This is a genomic window from Pontibacter russatus, assembly GCF_009931655.1.
Taxonomy (GTDB): domain Bacteria; phylum Bacteroidota; class Bacteroidia; order Cytophagales; family Hymenobacteraceae; genus Pontibacter; species Pontibacter russatus.
The window spans coordinates 2,871,122-2,886,115 of the sequence record NZ_CP047984.1; the positions used below are offsets into that span (position 1 = coordinate 2,871,122).

17 protein-coding genes are annotated in these 14,994 nt (G+C 55.9%); 11 read left to right on the top strand and 6 right to left on the bottom strand.

Translation table 11 applies throughout. The features are described 5' to 3' along the window. Positions 1-7 precede the first annotated feature (7 nt). The 3 genes from lptB to GSQ62_RS11665 all read left to right on the top strand — a co-directional run bounded on the left by lptB (position 8) and on the right by GSQ62_RS11665 (position 2,756). On the top strand, positions 8-739 hold the full coding sequence (gene lptB, locus GSQ62_RS11655; RefSeq protein ID WP_161889663.1) for an LPS export ABC transporter ATP-binding protein: 732 nt from the start codon (positions 8-10) through the stop codon (positions 737-739). A gap of 85 nt (positions 740-824) precedes the next feature. Then, on the top strand, positions 825-1,193 hold the full coding sequence (locus GSQ62_RS11660) for a four helix bundle protein (protein ID WP_161889664.1): 369 nt from the start codon (positions 825-827) through the stop codon (positions 1,191-1,193). Positions 1,194-1,271: 78 nt separating this feature from the next. Further along, positions 1,272-2,756 (top strand): GH3 auxin-responsive promoter family protein, encoded by a 1,485-nt coding sequence (locus GSQ62_RS11665; protein ID WP_161891422.1) that lies wholly within the window; start codon positions 1,272-1,274, stop codon positions 2,754-2,756. Between the two features lie 257 nt (positions 2,757-3,013). Here the strand turns inward: GSQ62_RS11665 and GSQ62_RS11670 are convergent, their stop codons facing one another. The 3 genes from GSQ62_RS11670 to gltX all read right to left on the bottom strand — a co-directional run bounded on the left by GSQ62_RS11670 (position 3,014) and on the right by gltX (position 5,992). Continuing rightward, a complete protein-coding gene (locus GSQ62_RS11670) occupies positions 3,014-3,781 on the bottom strand; it encodes a TIGR00266 family protein (protein WP_161889665.1) in 768 nt (255 codons plus the stop codon). A 126-nt stretch (positions 3,782-3,907) separates the two neighbouring features. Then, the gene (locus GSQ62_RS11675; protein ID WP_161889666.1) at positions 3,908-4,288 is read right to left on the bottom strand and encodes a hypothetical protein; all 381 of its coding nucleotides are present in this window, start codon (positions 4,286-4,288) and stop codon (positions 3,908-3,910) included. 162 nt (positions 4,289-4,450) lie between these two features. Beyond that, entirely contained in the window at positions 4,451-5,992 is a 1,542-nt protein-coding gene (gene gltX, locus GSQ62_RS11680; protein WP_161889667.1) for a glutamate--tRNA ligase, read from the bottom strand. 206 nt (positions 5,993-6,198) lie between these two features. Between gltX and GSQ62_RS20860 the strand changes: the two genes are divergently transcribed. After that, entirely contained in the window at positions 6,199-6,438 is a 240-nt protein-coding gene (locus tag GSQ62_RS20860; RefSeq protein ID WP_237586601.1) for a YhjD/YihY/BrkB family envelope integrity protein, read from the top strand. Further along, positions 6,423-7,196 (top strand): YihY/virulence factor BrkB family protein, encoded by a 774-nt coding sequence (locus tag GSQ62_RS11685; RefSeq protein ID WP_237586602.1) that lies wholly within the window; start codon positions 6,423-6,425, stop codon positions 7,194-7,196. The genes GSQ62_RS20860 and GSQ62_RS11685 overlap by 16 nt, the downstream gene beginning before the upstream one ends. Before the next feature lie 128 nt (positions 7,197-7,324). Here the strand turns inward: GSQ62_RS11685 and GSQ62_RS11690 are convergent, their stop codons facing one another. Beyond that, positions 7,325-7,705 carry a RidA family protein gene (locus GSQ62_RS11690; protein ID WP_161889668.1) on the bottom strand — a complete coding sequence of 127 codons (381 nt, stop codon included), beginning with the start codon at positions 7,703-7,705 and terminating at the stop codon, positions 7,325-7,327. 51 nt (positions 7,706-7,756) lie between these two features. On the opposite strand from GSQ62_RS11690, the gene GSQ62_RS11695 reads away from it, so the two are divergent. After that, positions 7,757-8,434, top strand: coding sequence for a 3-hydroxyacyl-CoA dehydrogenase family protein (locus GSQ62_RS11695; protein WP_161889669.1), 678 nt, complete (start codon positions 7,757-7,759; stop codon positions 8,432-8,434). Between the two features lie 78 nt (positions 8,435-8,512). Here GSQ62_RS11695 and glmS read toward each other — a convergent pair whose 3' ends face one another. After that, positions 8,513-10,348 carry a glutamine--fructose-6-phosphate transaminase (isomerizing) gene (gene glmS / locus GSQ62_RS11700; RefSeq protein WP_161889670.1) on the bottom strand — a complete coding sequence of 612 codons (1,836 nt, stop codon included), beginning with the start codon at positions 10,346-10,348 and terminating at the stop codon, positions 8,513-8,515. Positions 10,349-10,478: 130 nt separating this feature from the next. After that, the gene (locus GSQ62_RS11705; protein ID WP_161889671.1) at positions 10,479-11,291 is read right to left on the bottom strand and encodes a glycogen/starch synthase; all 813 of its coding nucleotides are present in this window, start codon (positions 11,289-11,291) and stop codon (positions 10,479-10,481) included. A 137-nt stretch (positions 11,292-11,428) separates the two neighbouring features. Between GSQ62_RS11705 and panC the strand changes: the two genes are divergently transcribed. The 5 genes from panC (at position 11,429) to GSQ62_RS11730 (ending at position 14,942) form a co-directional block, all read left to right on the top strand. Further along, positions 11,429-12,283: a pantoate--beta-alanine ligase gene (gene panC / locus GSQ62_RS11710; RefSeq protein ID WP_161889672.1), complete on the top strand. Its 855-nt coding sequence runs from the start codon at positions 11,429-11,431 to the stop codon at positions 12,281-12,283. Between the two features lie 90 nt (positions 12,284-12,373). Next, on the top strand, positions 12,374-12,721 hold the full coding sequence (panD, locus tag GSQ62_RS11715) for an aspartate 1-decarboxylase (protein ID WP_161889673.1): 348 nt from the start codon (positions 12,374-12,376) through the stop codon (positions 12,719-12,721). A gap of 9 nt (positions 12,722-12,730) precedes the next feature. Beyond that, a complete protein-coding gene (locus GSQ62_RS11720) occupies positions 12,731-13,774 on the top strand; it encodes a lysylphosphatidylglycerol synthase transmembrane domain-containing protein (RefSeq protein WP_161889674.1) in 1,044 nt (347 codons plus the stop codon). Continuing rightward, positions 13,758-14,246, top strand: coding sequence for a D-glycero-beta-D-manno-heptose 1-phosphate adenylyltransferase (gene rfaE2 / locus GSQ62_RS11725; RefSeq protein ID WP_161889675.1), 489 nt, complete (start codon positions 13,758-13,760; stop codon positions 14,244-14,246). The genes GSQ62_RS11720 and rfaE2 overlap by 17 nt, the downstream gene beginning before the upstream one ends. Before the next feature lie 15 nt (positions 14,247-14,261). Continuing rightward, positions 14,262-14,942, top strand: coding sequence for a zinc metallopeptidase (locus tag GSQ62_RS11730; protein WP_161889676.1), 681 nt, complete (start codon positions 14,262-14,264; stop codon positions 14,940-14,942). Positions 14,943-14,994: the final 52 nt, after the last annotated feature.

Here is a 14,994-nt window from a genome sequence, read left to right on the forward strand (position 1 = left end):
AGCCACGATGATACTAAGAGCTGAAAGCCTGATAAAGAAGTACAAGTCGCGCACGGTGGTGAACGATGTGAGCGTGGAGGTGAACCAGGGGGAGATCGTGGGGCTGCTGGGCCCGAACGGCGCCGGCAAAACCACTTCGTTCTATATGATTGTGGGGCTGGTGAAGCCAAACGCAGGCAAGATATACCTCGACAAGGAGGACATCACCAACCTGCCCATGTACAAGCGCGCCAAGCGCGGGGTGGGCTACCTGGCGCAGGAGGCCTCGGTGTTCCGGCAACTGACGGTGGAGGAGAACATCATGGCCGTGCTGGAAATGACGAACCTGCCCAAGCGGGAGCAGCACGAGAAGGTGGAGGCGCTGCTGGAGGAATTCTCGCTCACGCACGTGCGCAAAAACAAAGGCATCGTGCTATCGGGCGGGGAGCGCCGCCGCACCGAGATTGCCCGCGCTCTGGCTGTGGACCCCAAGTTCGTGCTGCTGGATGAGCCCTTCGCGGGGGTGGACCCCATCGCCGTGGAGGAGATACAGAGCATCGTGGCCAAGCTCAAAAGCAAAAACATCGGCATCCTCATCACCGACCACAACGTAAACGAAACCCTTTCCATCACCGACCGCGCCTACCTGCTCTTCGAAGGCAAAATCCTGAAATCGGGCACCGCAGAAGAGCTGGCCGCCGATGAGCAGGTGCGCCGCGTCTACCTCGGCAAGCACTTCGAACTGAAGCGGAAAATCTGAACAGGTAACAATTACCAGTAAACAGTAATCAATCGCACAACTTTCCGCTGTTTATACCGATAAGTATAGCTTATCATAAATGGGTATGGACAATAACAACCTTTATAAAAAGTGTTATGCTTTTGCTATTAGAATCGTAAAGGCCCATCAGCACCTTAGTACAGAGAAAAGAGAATATACGCTTTCAAAGCAACTCTTGCGTAGTGGTACATCCATTGGGGCCAATGTGGCAGAAGCAAATGGGGGAATATCTGTTGCGGACTTTTCATCAAAAATATCATTAGCTTACAAAGAGAGTCTCGAAACAAAGTACTGGTTAAGCTTACTGAAAGATACTGGTTATCTGGGGGCTACGATTGCCGAAAGTATGATAGTAGACGCCGATGAACTCAGTAAGATTTTATTCTCTATATTGAAATCTACAAGAATTAGCCCGAAAGATGGTGCGAAGTAGACTTAGGATCTGTTTACTGTTTAGTTTTAGCTGTTAACTGCAAAAGTGGAAATAATCAACTCTATAGTGACGTGGGTGATGAAGAAGCGGATCCACGACATTGATTTGTTTCGGAAGTACCCGCACGAGGTGCAGGCAGAGCTGTTCCGGAACCTGCTGGATACGGCCAAAGACACCGAGTGGGGCAAAAAGTACGGCTACAGCGACAAGCTGTCGGTGCGGGAGTTTCAGGAGCGGGTGCCGGTCAGCGATTACGAGGCGCTCTACCCCTATATAGAGCGCGTGATGATGGGGGAGCAGAACCTGCTGTGGCCGAGCAAAGTCGAGTGGTTCGCCAAATCGTCGGGCACCACCAACGCCCGCAGCAAGTACATACCCGTCAGCCCCGAGTCGCTGGAGGACTGCCATTACAAGGGCGGCAAAGACATGCTCTCCATCTACGTGAACCTGTACCCTGACACGAAGCTCTTCTCGGGCAAGGGGCTTTCCATCGGCGGCAGCCACCGGCCCAGCGAAATCAATGCGAAGGTGTCGTGCGGCGACGTGTCGGCGGTGATCATGCAGAACCTGCCAATGTGGGCCGAGGCCATGCGCACGCCCCCACTCAAAGTGGCCCTGATGGACAAGTGGGAGGAGAAGATAGAGAAGATGGTGGAGGTGACGGTGCCGGAGAACGTGACCAGCATGAGCGGCGTGCCCACCTGGACCTACGTGCTGCTGAAGCGCATCCTGGAGGTAACGGGCAAGAGCAACATCCTGGAGGTGTGGCCCAACCTCGAGCTGTTCACCCACGGTGCGGTGGCCTTTGGCCCGTATCGTCAGCTGTTCCGCGACATCATCCCTTCTGACCAGATGCATTACCTGGAGGTATACAACGCCTCGGAGGGATTCTTCGGGATACAGGACCAGGTGGGCACTGAGGATGAGATGCTGCTGATGCTGGACTACGGCGTGTACTACGAATTCATCCCGCTGGACCAGTTTGAGGAGGAGCAACCCAAAACGCTGACGCTGGACCAGGTAGAGGTGGGGAAGAATTACGCCATCGTTATCTCGACCAATGCGGGCCTGTGGCGCTACAAGATAGGCGACACGGTGCGCTTCACCAGCCTGAACCCCTACCGCATCAAAATCTCAGGCCGTACGAAGCACTTTATCAACGCCTTCGGCGAAGAGGTGATTGTGGAGAACGCCGAGGAGGCCATCACCAAAGCGTGCGGGGCGACGGGCGCTGTCATCTCCAACTTTACGGCGGCTCCCTTATATATGGAGAGCGGCAAGCGCGGCGGCCACGAGTGGGTGATTGAGTTTGTGCAGGAGCCGGACAGCCTGCCGCGTTTCACGCAGGTGCTGGACGAGACGCTGCGCGAGGTTAACTCCGACTACGATGCCAAGCGCCAGAACGACATCGCCCTGCAGGAACCTATCGTGCATATGGCTCCCAAAGGCACTTTCCTGAACTGGCTGCGCCATAAAGGCAAACTGGGCGGCCAGAACAAAGTGCCCCGCCTCAGCAACACCCGCGAGTACCTGGAGGAGATCATGCAGGTGAATGGGATGTAGTAGATTTGAAGATATGAAGATGTGGAGATATGAAGATGGGTAGAGATGCCTGTTGCTACCCGTAAAGCTGCTGTTCCAACCACCCCTGCCCCTCCTCGTCTAAGGAGGGGCAGGGGTGGTTGGATAATGTCCCATCATATATAAAACGCAACAGCCCCGGCCATATATAGCCAAGGCTGCAGCAATTCAAAATTATCTCCCGGTAATCAGACTCGTAATTCGAAACTCGTAATTCGGAATTGGGAGCGAAGCGACCGCTATTCCAGGAAACTGCTGAACATGCCGCCTTCTTTTCGGGCGTTCTGGCCGTGCGGCATCAGCGCCTCAATCAGCTTCTTCACCGGCATCGACTGCAGCCACACGCGACCGGTGCCGCGCAGCGTGGCCAGGAAAATACCCTCGCCGCCAAAGATCATCGACTTGAGCCCGCCCGCCTGCTGCACACTGAAATCGATGCCCTCCTCGAACGCCACCACGCAGCCGGTGTCCACGCGCAGCGTCTGGTTGTTCAGCTGTTTCTCTACCACGGTACCGCCAGCATGAATGAACGCCATGCCGTCGCCCTGCATCCGCTGCAGGATGAAGCCCTCGCCGCCGAAGAAGCCCGAGCCCAGGCGCTGGTTGAAGTGGATGCTGAGTTTGGTACCCAGTGCCGCCGCCAGGAAAGCATCTTTTTGCGTAATGAGGCTGCTGTTGCGCATCTGGCGCAGGTCGATGGGCAGAATGGTGCCGGGGTAGGGGGCGGAGAAAGCCACGCGGCTTTTGCCGTAGCCGCGGTGCGTGAAGTGCGTCATGAACAGCGACTCGCCCGTAATCAGGCGGGAGCCTGCCGACACCAGCTTACCGAAAAAGCCCTGGCTGGGGTTGGAGCCGTCGCCCATCTTGGCCTCGAACTCAATGCCCTCCTCCATATATACCATCGCGCCCGCCTCGGCAATCACCGTTTCCTGCTGGTCCAGTTCCACTTCCAGCACCTGAATGTCGTTGCCGAAAATTTTGTAATCGATCTCGTGTGAATTTATCATAGTTATATATAAGGTTGGTTAAAAGATGCGGTCTGAGTTGATAGAACGCAATATGCCCCTGTTTCTATATATGGCGCAAAACTTTACCAGCCAAGCCGGGGCTATATGGCTTTCAGAATGGAATGACTACCCCTCATCATCCTCTTCCTCCTCGTCATCTTCTGCTTTCCCTTTCTTGCCACGGCGGGCTTTGGGCAGGTCCTTGTCGTCCTCGTCGTCGGTCACGGCATTGGTGTTGCGCACAAAATCCTCGTCCGTTTCCTCCACTTCCTCGCCTTCCTCTATATGGTAGGCCTCCTCCTCTTCGCGCTTGGCCTTCTCGGCGGCGTCGCGCTTCACCAACTTCTTGTCCTCCACGTTGTTGTTCAGGAACTCGTTTATCCTGTCGATGCTGTAGTTCGAGATGATCTCCCCGTGCTCGTTCACCTTTATCTCGAAGCCCTCCAGGTCCTTGTGTACCTTGGATTTCTTCTTGCTGCTCTTGTTCTCTTTTTTATTCTTGGCCATGCTCGTTCAGGTTTGTACTCCTGTTGTATAAGCTAAGCGGCCACAATTTGTTGCAAACAGAGCCAAAGCCATATATAAAAAAGGCTAACCTCATCGGTTAGCCTTCCTGATTATGTATCCTTTTTTTGATTCCTATATATGCTTTATATAGAGCCGTTGCGGTTACGCCGCTGCATATGGGCGCAGCTTTTCGATGGCTGTGCCAAGGCGCTGAGCCGTTTCCTCGCGGCCGATTACCGCGATGATCTGCATCAGGTCGGGGCCAGCCTCGGCGCCGGTCACTGCCAGGCGCAGCGCCTGCATCACCTGGCCCAGCTTCATGCCGTGGCGCTCCAGGATGCTGTTCAGCAAATCTTTTACCGTGTCGGCGTTAAAGTTCTCCAGCGCCGGCAGCTCATTTTTGAAATCCTCAAAAACAGCAACGGATTGGCTGTTCCACTTCTTGGAGGCGACCTTCTCGCTGTACTCCGTGGGGGCTTCAAAGAAATACCTGGCCTCCTGCCAGAAGTCCTGCGGGAAGCTCACGCGCTCTTTCATCAGCCCGGCTATCTTCTCGGCCTTTTCCTGCGAGGTGGTGATGTTGTGCTCCTCCAGCGCCTGCAGCAGGTAAGCAGCCAGCTCGCTGTCGGGCTTGGCGCGCAGGTACTGCTCGTTGAACCAGCGGGCCTTCTGAATGTCGAAACGCGTGCCGGACTTGCCGATGCGCTCCACGGAGAACTCTTCTATCAGTTCCTGCATCGAGAAGATCTCCTGCTGCGTGCCGGGGTTCCAACCCAAAAAGGCCAGGAAGTTAATGAATGCCTCGGGTATATAGCCAGCCTCTCGGTACCCGGAAGATATTTCGCCTGAGAACGGGTCCTGCCAGCGCAGCGGGAACACCGGGAAGCCCAGCTTGTCGCCGTCGCGCTTGCTCAGTTTGCCGTTGCCGTCGGGCTTCAGCAGCAGGGGCAGGTGGGCAAACTCCGGCATGGTGTCTTCCCAGCCCAGGTAGCGGTACAGCAGCACGTGCAGCGGCGCCGACGGCAGCCACTCTTCGCCCCGTATCACGTGTGTGATCTGCATCAGGTGGTCGTCCACGATGTTGGCCAGGTGGTAGGTCGGCATCCCGTCCGACTTCATGAGCACTTTATCGTCGATGGCAGAAGAATGCACCATTACCCAGCCGCGGATCATATCCTTCAGGCGAACTTCCTCTTTGCGCGGCACTTTCAGGCGGATCACATATGGGTCGCCGGACTCTAGGCGCTTCTTTACCTCATCCTCGGGCAGGGTGAGCGAGTTCTTCATGGTGGCGCGGGTGATGGCGTTGTACTGGGGCGTGGCCACCTTGGCGGCCTTCAGGCGCTCGCGCATCTCCTCCAGTTCCTCGGCCGTATCGAAGGCGTAGTAGGCGTGGCCGCTCTCAATCAGCTGCAGCGCGTACTGCATGTACATGGGCTTGCGCTCCGACTGGCGGTACGGGGCGTAGGGGCCGCCGTTCCAGGGGCTCTCGTCCAGCTCAATGCCGCACCACGCCAGCGACTCCCGTATATAGTCCTCGGCGCCCGGCACGAAGCGGTTCTGGTCGGTGTCCTCGATGCGCAGGATCATTTTGCCGCCGGTTTTGCGGGCCAGCAGGTAGTTGTAAAGGGCCGTGCGCACACCGCCTATATGGAGAGGCCCGGTCGGGCTGGGGGCAAAGCGTACTCTAACTTCTCTTTCCATGTATCTATGTCTGATTCAGATCGTTCAATTTCGGCACAAAGGTACGAAATAAAGTTCGTTTCGGTAAGCACCACGGTGGCAAAGGGCAGGCGGGGCGAAACAAGCCGGGGCGATAGGGGTTCATCCAATACAAACATAATCAGGTAATTCCGTATCTGCATAATACAGAAATCTAACGCGATGCTATGGTAAAAAAGCGGTTGCATATGGCCTGGTGCCTGTTGAAAGAGACGTGGCTGGAGTTCATGGACAATAACTCCTGGCAGAAGGGCGCGGCACTGGCCTATTATACCATCTTCGCGCTGCCGCCCATGCTCATCATCATCATCAGCGCCGCCGGGTACTTCTTTGGGAAGCAGGCGGTGTCCGGGGAGATATACTACCAGATAAAGGGCGTGATCGGGACGGAGGGGCCTACTCGGTGCAGAAGATGGTGGAGAATGTGAATGCGTTCTCGGATGTGAGCCTGGCGGCGTTTGTGGGCGTTATCGCGCTTTTTATCGCCGCCACGGGCGTTTTTATATCCCTGCAGGACTCCCTGAACGAGATCTGGTACGTCAAGCCCAAGCCCAGGCACGGCTACCTCAAGCTGGTGCTCGACAGGTTCCTGTCCTTTGGGATGATTTTGGCCATTGCCATTATCCTGCTGCTCTCGCTGTTGGCCAACGCGGTGCTGGTGGCCATCGGCGGTTTCCTGGAGGCGCGTTTCTCGGGCTGGGTCGTTTACTTCATCCACTTTGCCAACCTGGCCTCCGCGCTGGTGCTCATGTCTTTCCTGTTCGCGTGTATATATAAGTTTCTGCCCGACGCCAAGATAAAGTGGCGCGACGTGTGGGTGGGGGCACTCGTGACGTCGCTGCTGTTCGTGCTGTTCCGGGGCCTCATCGGGTTTTACCTGGGCACGAACGACGTGGGCTCGGTATATGGCGCGGCGGGCTCTGTGGTTGTCATCCTCACGTGGGTTTTCTTCACCTCCCAGATTATCTTTTTCGGGGCGGTGTTCACGTTTGTGTACTCCCGCAAGTACGGCTACAACATTTACCCGGCGGAGTACGCAGTGCGCGTGATACGGAGGCAGGTGGAGGTGGGCAACTCCGCCGTGAACGCGGAGCCCGGCGTACACACCAAGGAGGTATATGGCGGGGTGGAGGCGGCAACGGAAGAAAGCGACGAAGGCGCCGCCGCGCAGGGCGAGAATATATAGATGAGTTAAGAGTTTTGAGTTAAGAGTTTAAAATTCAGGTAAAGGACACTGTGGCAAAGGGTTTATATATAGTTCTTCTGCCAAAATGCCTTCGCCTGAATCTTTCCGGATAAAGCCCTTGCCGGGGCTTACTTGGCGGCGATGCAGGATATCTCCACATTCACGTCTTTTGGCAGGCGGCTCACTTCCACGGTTTCGCGGGCTGGCGGGTTGCTGGTGAAATAGCTGCCGTACGTTTCGTTGATGCGGCCGAAGTTGTTGAGGTCCTTCACGAAGATGGAGCACTTGAGCACATGCTCGAAACCCATGCCCGCCTCCGACAGAATGGCCTGCAGGTTTTTCATGACCTGGTGCGTCTCCAGTTCGATGCTGTCGTTCACGAGGTTGCCGCTCTCCTGGTCCAGCGCAATCTGGCCGGATACGTAGAGGGTGCCGTTTGCCATCGTTGCCTGGCTGTAGGGGCCGATAGGGGCTGGCGCCAGAGAGGAAGTGATGATGCTGTGTGCCATATATGGATTCGGTTTATAGTGTATCTTTACTCTCAAAAGTACTTAAATTTTATGCACGTAGTTGTATTGGCGGGCCCTGAAATGGCTGCTGAGTTCAAACAGAAGTTCCCGGAGGGCACGGAAGGCGTGTCTTTTACCTTTCTGAGCAGCCTCAGCCTGCAGGACGAGCAGTTTCAATCCACCGATGTGGTGTTCGATTTCCTGCTGCACCAGCAGCCGCAGCGCCTGGAGCAGTATGCGCCCGGGCAGGTGGTGTTCTGCAACGCTGCCACCGTGCAGTTGGCAGCCCTGGCGAAGGCCGCGGAATTGGAGAAGCCCTGCGCCCTCATCGGCTTTAATGGCCTGCCTACCCTTTTTAACAGGCCGGTGCTGGAGGCGAGCCTGCTGCAGCCGGAGCACGAAGAAAAGCTAAGGGAGGTGTGCGAAAAACTGGGGACGGAGTACCTGCTGGTGGAGGACAGGGTGGGCATGGTGACGCCCCGCCTGATCTGCATGATCATCAACGAGGCCTGCTATACCCTGCAGGAGGAGACGGCCAGCATCGCTGACATAGATCTCGGAATGAAACTGGGCACTAACTATCCGAGAGGACCATTTGAGTGGGCCAACGAGATGGGCGTGGAGCAGGTGTACCGGGTGCTGGAGGCGGTATATGAAGACACAAAAGACGAGCGCTACAAAATCTGCCCGCTGCTGAAAACCAAGTACCTGAAAGGGGAGAAGTTCTGAAGGTGGGTTAGCCTATATATAAAAAAGGAGGCAGCCATATATGGCTGCCTCCTTTTTTATATATGTGTCAGGCAGGTTTTACTCCACCGTCACAGACTTTGCCAGGTTGCGGGGCTGGTCTACGTTGCAGCCGCGCATCACCGCAATGTGGTACGACAGCAGTTGCAGCGGAATCACAGACAGCAAAGGCATCAGCGGCTCGCTCGTCTCCGGAATCTCGATCACGTAATCCGCCATCGACGGAATGGTCGTGTCGCCTTCTGTCACAACGGCAATCACCTTGCCCTTGCGGGCCTTCACTTCCTGCACATTCGATACAATTTTCTCATACGAGCTGTCCTTTGTCGCGATAACCACCACCGGCATGTGCTCGTCGATCAGGGCGATTGGCCCGTGCTTCATCTCGGCGGCCGGATACCCTTCTGCGTGGATATAGGAGATTTCCTTCAGTTTCAGGGCACCTTCCAGCGCCACCGGGAAATTGTAGCCACGGCCCAGGTACAGGAAGTTGGTTGCGTCCTTGAACACCTCGGAGATTTCCATGATCTGATCGTTCAGCTGCAGGGCAATTTCAACTTTAGTCGGGATGCTCTCCAACTCCACCATCAGCTGGTGAAGCTTGCTCGTCTCTATCATGCCGCGCTTGCTGCCGATGATCATGGCAATCAGCGTGAGCACCGTTACCTGCGCTGTGAAGGCTTTTGTGCTGGCCACCCCAATCTCCGGCCCCGCGTGCGTATAAGCGCCCGCATCCGTGGCGCGGGCAATGGACGAGCCCACTACGTTGCATATACCGAAAATGGTGGCACCCTTCGATTTCGCCAGTTCAAGCGCGGCTAAGGTATCTGCCGTTTCCCCGGACTGGGAGATGGCGATCACGATGTCTTTCTCGGTGATGATCGGGTTGCGGTAGCGGAACTCGGAGGCATACTCCACTTCCACCGGGATGCGGGCGAAGTCCTCGATCAGGTACTCTGCCACCAGGCCCGCGTGCCACGACGTGCCACAGGCCACAATGATGATGCGCTTGGCTTTGACAAACTTGTTCTCATACTCCCGGATGCCGCCCATCATCAGGTGGTCGCTCTCGGCAATCATGCGGCCGCGCATGCTGTCGAGGATAGAGCGCGGCTGCTCGAAAATCTCCTTCAGCATGAAGTGCTCGTAGCCGCCTTTCTCAATCGACTCGAGGGCCATCTCCAGGCGCTGCACATAAGGCGTCTGCTTCACGTCCTCTTTCGTGCGGATGTCAAGTTCCCCGTTGTTGATTACCGCCAGTTCATAGTCATTCAGGTAAACCACCTCGTTGGTGTACTCGATGATAGGCGTGGCGTCGGAGGCCAGGAAAAACTCGCCTTCTCCGATGCCCACTACCAGCGGACTGCCCTTGCGGGCCGCTACCAGCTGGTTCGGGCTGTCCTGCGCCAATACCACAATGGCATAGGCGCCCACCACCTCGTGCAGGGCCAGCCGCACGGCCTCGGGCAGCGTACAGTGGCTGTTGGTGCGGATGTCTTCTATCAGGTTGATGAAGACCTCAGAGTCGGTGTCGGACTTAAAGGTATGGCCCTTCTCTATCAGGAGTTGCTTCAGCGCGGCATAGTTCTCGATGATGCCGTTGTGGATGATGGCGATGTTGCCTGAGGTAGAGTAGTGCGGGTGGGCGTTTATATCGTTCGGCTCTCCGTGCGTGGCCCAGCGGGTGTGGCCCATGCCAATATGCCCGTGCGTATCTATGCCCATGAGCGCGGCCTCGAGTTCAGCTACCTTTCCCTTTTTCTTGTAAATGTTCAGTGAGCCGTTCATTAGCGCGACTCCGGCGCTGTCATAGCCCCTGTATTCCAGCCGTTTTAGGCCTTTGATAATGACCGGGCAAGCTTCCCGGTGTCCTACGTATGCTACAATTCCACACATATTTTATTTTGTATATATAAAAAAATAATAGGTACCTCAAAGGTACCTATTTAAATAAAGTAAATATTATACTGTTTATATATACTTTTTGTTGTAGCTTTTAAATAATTTTTATTGTGAAGCGGTGGCGCTACTGCCCGAGCTGGTTGTACAACTCATAATAAGAGTCCAGCAGGGTTTCGTCGGCCCTGACGGTGCTGATGTTCTTCGTCTTCTTATATTCGTTGAAGGTGGCGTTCATGCTGTCGCCAAAGTCCTCGTTTGTTTTTATAACGGCGTCGGCGTACTTCATGCCGCACTTCACGAACCCGTCGCAGTCAGACGACTGCAGTTCTGTGAGCATGCTGTCGTCAATGTCCAGCATCTTTACCTTGTCGAGCAGGCCCTCGTCGAACTTCTGCGTGTAGTTGTGGTTATATACCGTGAACATCGACTTGGCATCTTTGAAAATAGGGTCTTTCTTGTAGGTGGTCTTCAGGTACATCGGGATCAGGCCCGTCATCCAGTCGTTGCAATGTACAATGTCGGGGGCCCAGCCTAGTTTCTTTACCGTTTCCAGCACGCCCTTGCAGAAGAAGATGGCGCGCTCGTCGTTGTCTGCGTGAAACTTGTTGTTCTTGTCAACAAACACTGACTTTCTGTGGAAATAGTCCTCATTGTCGATAAAATAAACCTGCAGCTTTGCATTTGGGATAGAAGCTACCTTAATTACCAGCGGTTTCTCATCTTCGCCCACGGCAATGTTAATGCCGGAAAGGCGCACCACTTCATGTAACCGGTTCTTGCGCTCGTTGATCAGGCCAAACCTTGGCACAAAGATGCGGATCTCCATTCCTCGCTCCTGCATCCCCTGTGGCAGCGTCTGCAAAAACTCGGCTACTTTAGTGGTCTGTAAGAAAGGATTGATCTCTGTGGCGGCGTATAAGATTCGCAATTTAGACATGGATATGTGGTTAAAATTAAAAAAGCAACAGTAATGGGACGTGCAAAATTAGTAATTTTTATTCTAATTTTCAATTTAAAACGTTATAACTTACATTTGCCGGCTTATCCCAATCCCACACTTAAACACCACCGGAGATGGAAATCATAAAGCAGGTTCACGCCATCCGGGAGCGGGTGCAGGCGCTGCGCTGTAGCGGCAAAACCATCGGCCTCGTGCCTACCATGGGCGCTTTGCACCAGGGCCACCTGCAGTTGCTGAAAGCCTCCGCGCAGGAGAACGATATAACCGTTTGCAGTATCTTCGTCAACCCCACGCAGTTCAACAACCCGGACGATTACAAGCTATACCCGCGTACCTTGGGTGAGGACACCGCCCTGCTGGAGCAGGTTAGCTGCAACATTCTTTTTGCCCCGGACCCGGAAGAGGTATATCCGCAACAACACACGCTGCTACAGTTTAGTTTCGGGGCGCTGGAGGCGGTGATGGAGGGAGCGCACCGGCCGGGGCATTTCAACGGGGTGGCCACCATTGTGAGCAAATTGTTCCACCTGGTGCAGCCGCACCGTGCCTACTTCGGCCAGAAGGATCTGCAGCAGGTGGCGATTGTACGGCAACTGGTGCAGAGCCTGAGCTTTGACGTAAAGCTGGTTTGCTTCCCGACGGTGCGTGAGGAGGACGGTTTGGCGATGTCGTCGCGGAACAAGCGCCTGGATGCCGCGCAGCGGCGGGCGGCACCGCATTTATATATGGCTTTGAAGAAAGCAGAGGCGCAGTTGCAGCAACGGCCAGTGGCAGCCATCAAGGCGGGCGTGGCGGCCTACCTGGGCCAGGTAGGCGGGGTAGAACTGGAGTACTTCGAGGTGGCGGACCCGGCCACGCTGCAGCCGGTGGCGGATGTGCGCGGAGTGCGGGAAGTGGCGCTGTGTCTGGCGGCTGTGGTGGGCCCCGTGCGCCTGATAGACAACATCCTGGTGAATTTAAACGGCTAACGGGTTGTTCCTTAGCAGAGACGCCCACAGGAGCAGGTAGCTAATCTGCCGCCGTTTCGCTACCTTTGCGCATTATTACAGAGATAAACCATGTATATCGAGGTTTTAAAATCCAAGATCCACCGTTGCAAGGTAACACAGGCCGAGCTGCACTATGTAGGCAGCATCACCATAGACGAGGACCTGATGGATGCCGCCAGCATCGTGGAGAATGAGAAGGTGCAGATCGTGAACGTGAACAACGGCGAACGCTTTGAGACCTATGTGATCCGGGGTGAGCGCGGCACAGGCACCGTGTGCCTCAACGGCCCCGCAGCCCGCCGGGTGCAGGTGGGGGACATCGTCATTGTCATCTCCTACTGCAGCATCAGATTCGAAGATGCGAAGAGCCACACCCCTACGCTGGTGTTCCCCGACCAGCACAACCGCCTGGTGTAATACGCTTTCATGAAAAAGCTGCTCTCTTTCCTGAAGCCAACCCTGCTGCTGGGCGTGTCCGCGTTTTTGATGTGGTACGCGCTGAAGGAGCTGGACTTCGAGAAGATGTGGGCTGAGTTCCTACGGGCAAACTATGCGTGGGTGCTGGTGTCGCTGGTGATGGGTGTGCTGGCCTATATAAGCCGCGCCATCCGCTGGCAGATGCAGCTAAAGCCCACCGGCTACCGCCCTTCGCTCCGGAACACCTACAACGCCATGATGACCGGCTACCTGGCCAACCTCGTGCTTCCCCGCGCAGGCGAGCTGGTGCGCTGCACTTTTCTTCGGCGCACAGACGACGTGCCGGTGAACACGGGCTTCGGCACCGTGATAGCGGAGCGGATTATCGATACAGTGATGCTGCTGTTCGCCGTCGGCCTCACCTTCCTGCTCGAGTTCGACCATATACGGGATTTCTTCCTCGGCCTTTTCTCCGACAAGTACACCCACATGGAGCACAGCATCAGTTCGCTCTATTGGCTGGGCTGGGTGCTGCTGGGTTCGGTGGTGGTGGTGCTTTTCGTGGCGCTGCGCTACCTGAGCCGCCTGCGCAAAAACGCGTACTTCCGGAAAGCAGTGGACTTTGTGAGAGGCATGCTGAAGGGTGTCTTCAGCATCACCAAATTGGACAACCAGGCCGCCTTCTGGGCCCACACCATCTTTGTGTGGGCCATGTACTACTCTATGAGCCTGGTGGTGTTCTATGCGCTGCCGGCCACCTCCGGCCTGTCTTGGGGCGCGGCCCTGTCGGTGCTGGTGGTGGGGAGCCTGGGCATGGCGGTGCCGGTGCAGGGCGGTATCGGCGTATATCATCTGCTGGTGCAGGCCACGCTGCTGCTATATGGCGTGCCCAAGGAGGCAGGCATGGCCTACGCCCTGCTGGCGCACACCTCACAGACGCTTTTGGTTGTTCTGATGGGAGTGCTTAGCTTTATGGGGAGTATGCTGCGGGGCCAGGGCACTGGCATGCAACTCACCCGGACAAACGCTGAGCACCATGAACTCAACCGATAAAATCTTCACGCTGCCGCAACTGCAGCAGCAGGTGAGCGCCTGGCGCAGCCAGGGAAAGAGAATTGTCTTCACCAACGGCTGCTTCGACCTGCTGCATCTCGGCCACGTCGACTACCTCGAGAAAGCCCGGCGACTTGGCGATAAACTCGTGCTGGGCCTGAATACGGACGCCTCCATCAGCCGCATAAAAGGCCCGACCCGGCCCTTACAGGACGAAGTGTCACGCGCCCGCATTATGGCATCCCTTTTGTTTGTAGATGCTGTAGTGCTGTTCGACCAGAATACGCCTCTGGAACTGATAGAGGCAGTGCAGCCGGATATACTTGTGAAAGGAGATGACTACACCGTAGAAAACATTGTGGGCCACGAAGTGGTTCTGGCCAGAGGAGGCGAGGTGAAGACCGTGCCGCTGGTAAAAGGCTACTCCACCACCAGCATCGTAAAGAAAATAGAAAAGCAGTTAAACAGTTAAATAAATCAGACAGTCATGCCAGGAATATATGTTATAGTGATAGTCTTTATGCTTGCCAGTTGGCTGGTGAGCTGGAGGCTGAAAAGCAAGTTTAAGCAATACTCCCAGACGCCGCTTAGCTCCGGGCTGAGCGGCCGCGAAATCGCAGAAATGATGCTGGCGGACAACGGCATAACCGATGTGCGCGTGATGTCGGTGGCGGGCCGCCTGACCGACCACTACAATCCCGCTGACAAGACCGTGAACCTGAGTGAGTACGTATATGAGGCGCGCAGCGCGGCGGCGGCGGCAGTGGCGGCGCACGAGTGTGGGCACGCGGTGCAGCACGCCAAAGCCTACAGCTTCCTGAAGTTCCGTTCGGCCATGGTACCGGCGCTCAGCATCGCCTCCCGCTATATGCAGTGGATCATCCTCATTGGTATCCTCATGCTGCAAACAACGCCTGTGCCGCTGACCATCGGCGTGGCACTTTTCGGCCTTACCACCATCTTCAGCTTCATCACCCTGCCGGTGGAGTTCGACGCCAGCAAGCGCGCCCTGGCCTGGATCGACAGGAGGGGGATCGTGACGGCGCAGGAGCACGACATGGCGAAGGATGCCCTGAAATGGGCCGCGTTAACGTATGTGGTGGCTGCGTTGGGCTCTTTGGCTACGCTGCTGTACTACGTGTCGCTGCTGATGGGGCGCCGCGACTAATTCAAATCTGCCAGACTGAGGAGCGCTGCTTGTGCCGTAAAAGGTACAGGCA

Coding starts and splice junctions, on each gene's coding strand:
- GSQ62_RS11675 (WP_161889666.1), bottom strand. CDS start 4,288: ATGGCCAAGAATAAAAAAGAGAACAAGAGCAGCAAGAAGAAATCCAAG.
- GSQ62_RS11720 (WP_161889674.1), top strand. CDS start 12,731: ATGAAAAAGCTGCTCTCTTTCCTGAAGCCAACCCTGCTGCTGGGCGTG.
- GSQ62_RS11705 (WP_161889671.1), bottom strand. CDS start 11,291: ATGTCTAAATTGCGAATCTTATACGCCGCCACAGAGATCAATCCTTTC.
- GSQ62_RS11730 (WP_161889676.1), top strand. CDS start 14,262: ATGCCAGGAATATATGTTATAGTGATAGTCTTTATGCTTGCCAGTTGG.
- panC (WP_161889672.1), top strand. CDS start 11,429: ATGGAAATCATAAAGCAGGTTCACGCCATCCGGGAGCGGGTGCAGGCG.
- GSQ62_RS11660 (WP_161889664.1), top strand. CDS start 825: ATGGACAATAACAACCTTTATAAAAAGTGTTATGCTTTTGCTATTAGA.
- GSQ62_RS11690 (WP_161889668.1), bottom strand. CDS start 7,705: ATGGCACACAGCATCATCACTTCCTCTCTGGCGCCAGCCCCTATCGGC.
- lptB (WP_161889663.1), top strand. CDS start 8: ATGATACTAAGAGCTGAAAGCCTGATAAAGAAGTACAAGTCGCGCACG.
- GSQ62_RS20860 (WP_237586601.1), top strand. CDS start 6,199: ATGGCCTGGTGCCTGTTGAAAGAGACGTGGCTGGAGTTCATGGACAAT.
- glmS (WP_161889670.1), bottom strand. CDS start 10,348: ATGTGTGGAATTGTAGCATACGTAGGACACCGGGAAGCTTGCCCGGTC.
- GSQ62_RS11695 (WP_161889669.1), top strand. CDS start 7,757: ATGCACGTAGTTGTATTGGCGGGCCCTGAAATGGCTGCTGAGTTCAAA.
- rfaE2 (WP_161889675.1), top strand. CDS start 13,758: ATGAACTCAACCGATAAAATCTTCACGCTGCCGCAACTGCAGCAGCAG.
- GSQ62_RS11670 (WP_161889665.1), bottom strand. CDS start 3,781: ATGATAAATTCACACGAGATCGATTACAAAATTTTCGGCAACGACATT.
- GSQ62_RS11685 (WP_237586602.1), top strand. CDS start 6,423: ATGGTGGAGAATGTGAATGCGTTCTCGGATGTGAGCCTGGCGGCGTTT.
- panD (WP_161889673.1), top strand. CDS start 12,374: ATGTATATCGAGGTTTTAAAATCCAAGATCCACCGTTGCAAGGTAACA.
- gltX (WP_161889667.1), bottom strand. CDS start 5,992: ATGGAAAGAGAAGTTAGAGTACGCTTTGCCCCCAGCCCGACCGGGCCT.
- GSQ62_RS11665 (WP_161891422.1), top strand. CDS start 1,272: ATGAAGAAGCGGATCCACGACATTGATTTGTTTCGGAAGTACCCGCAC.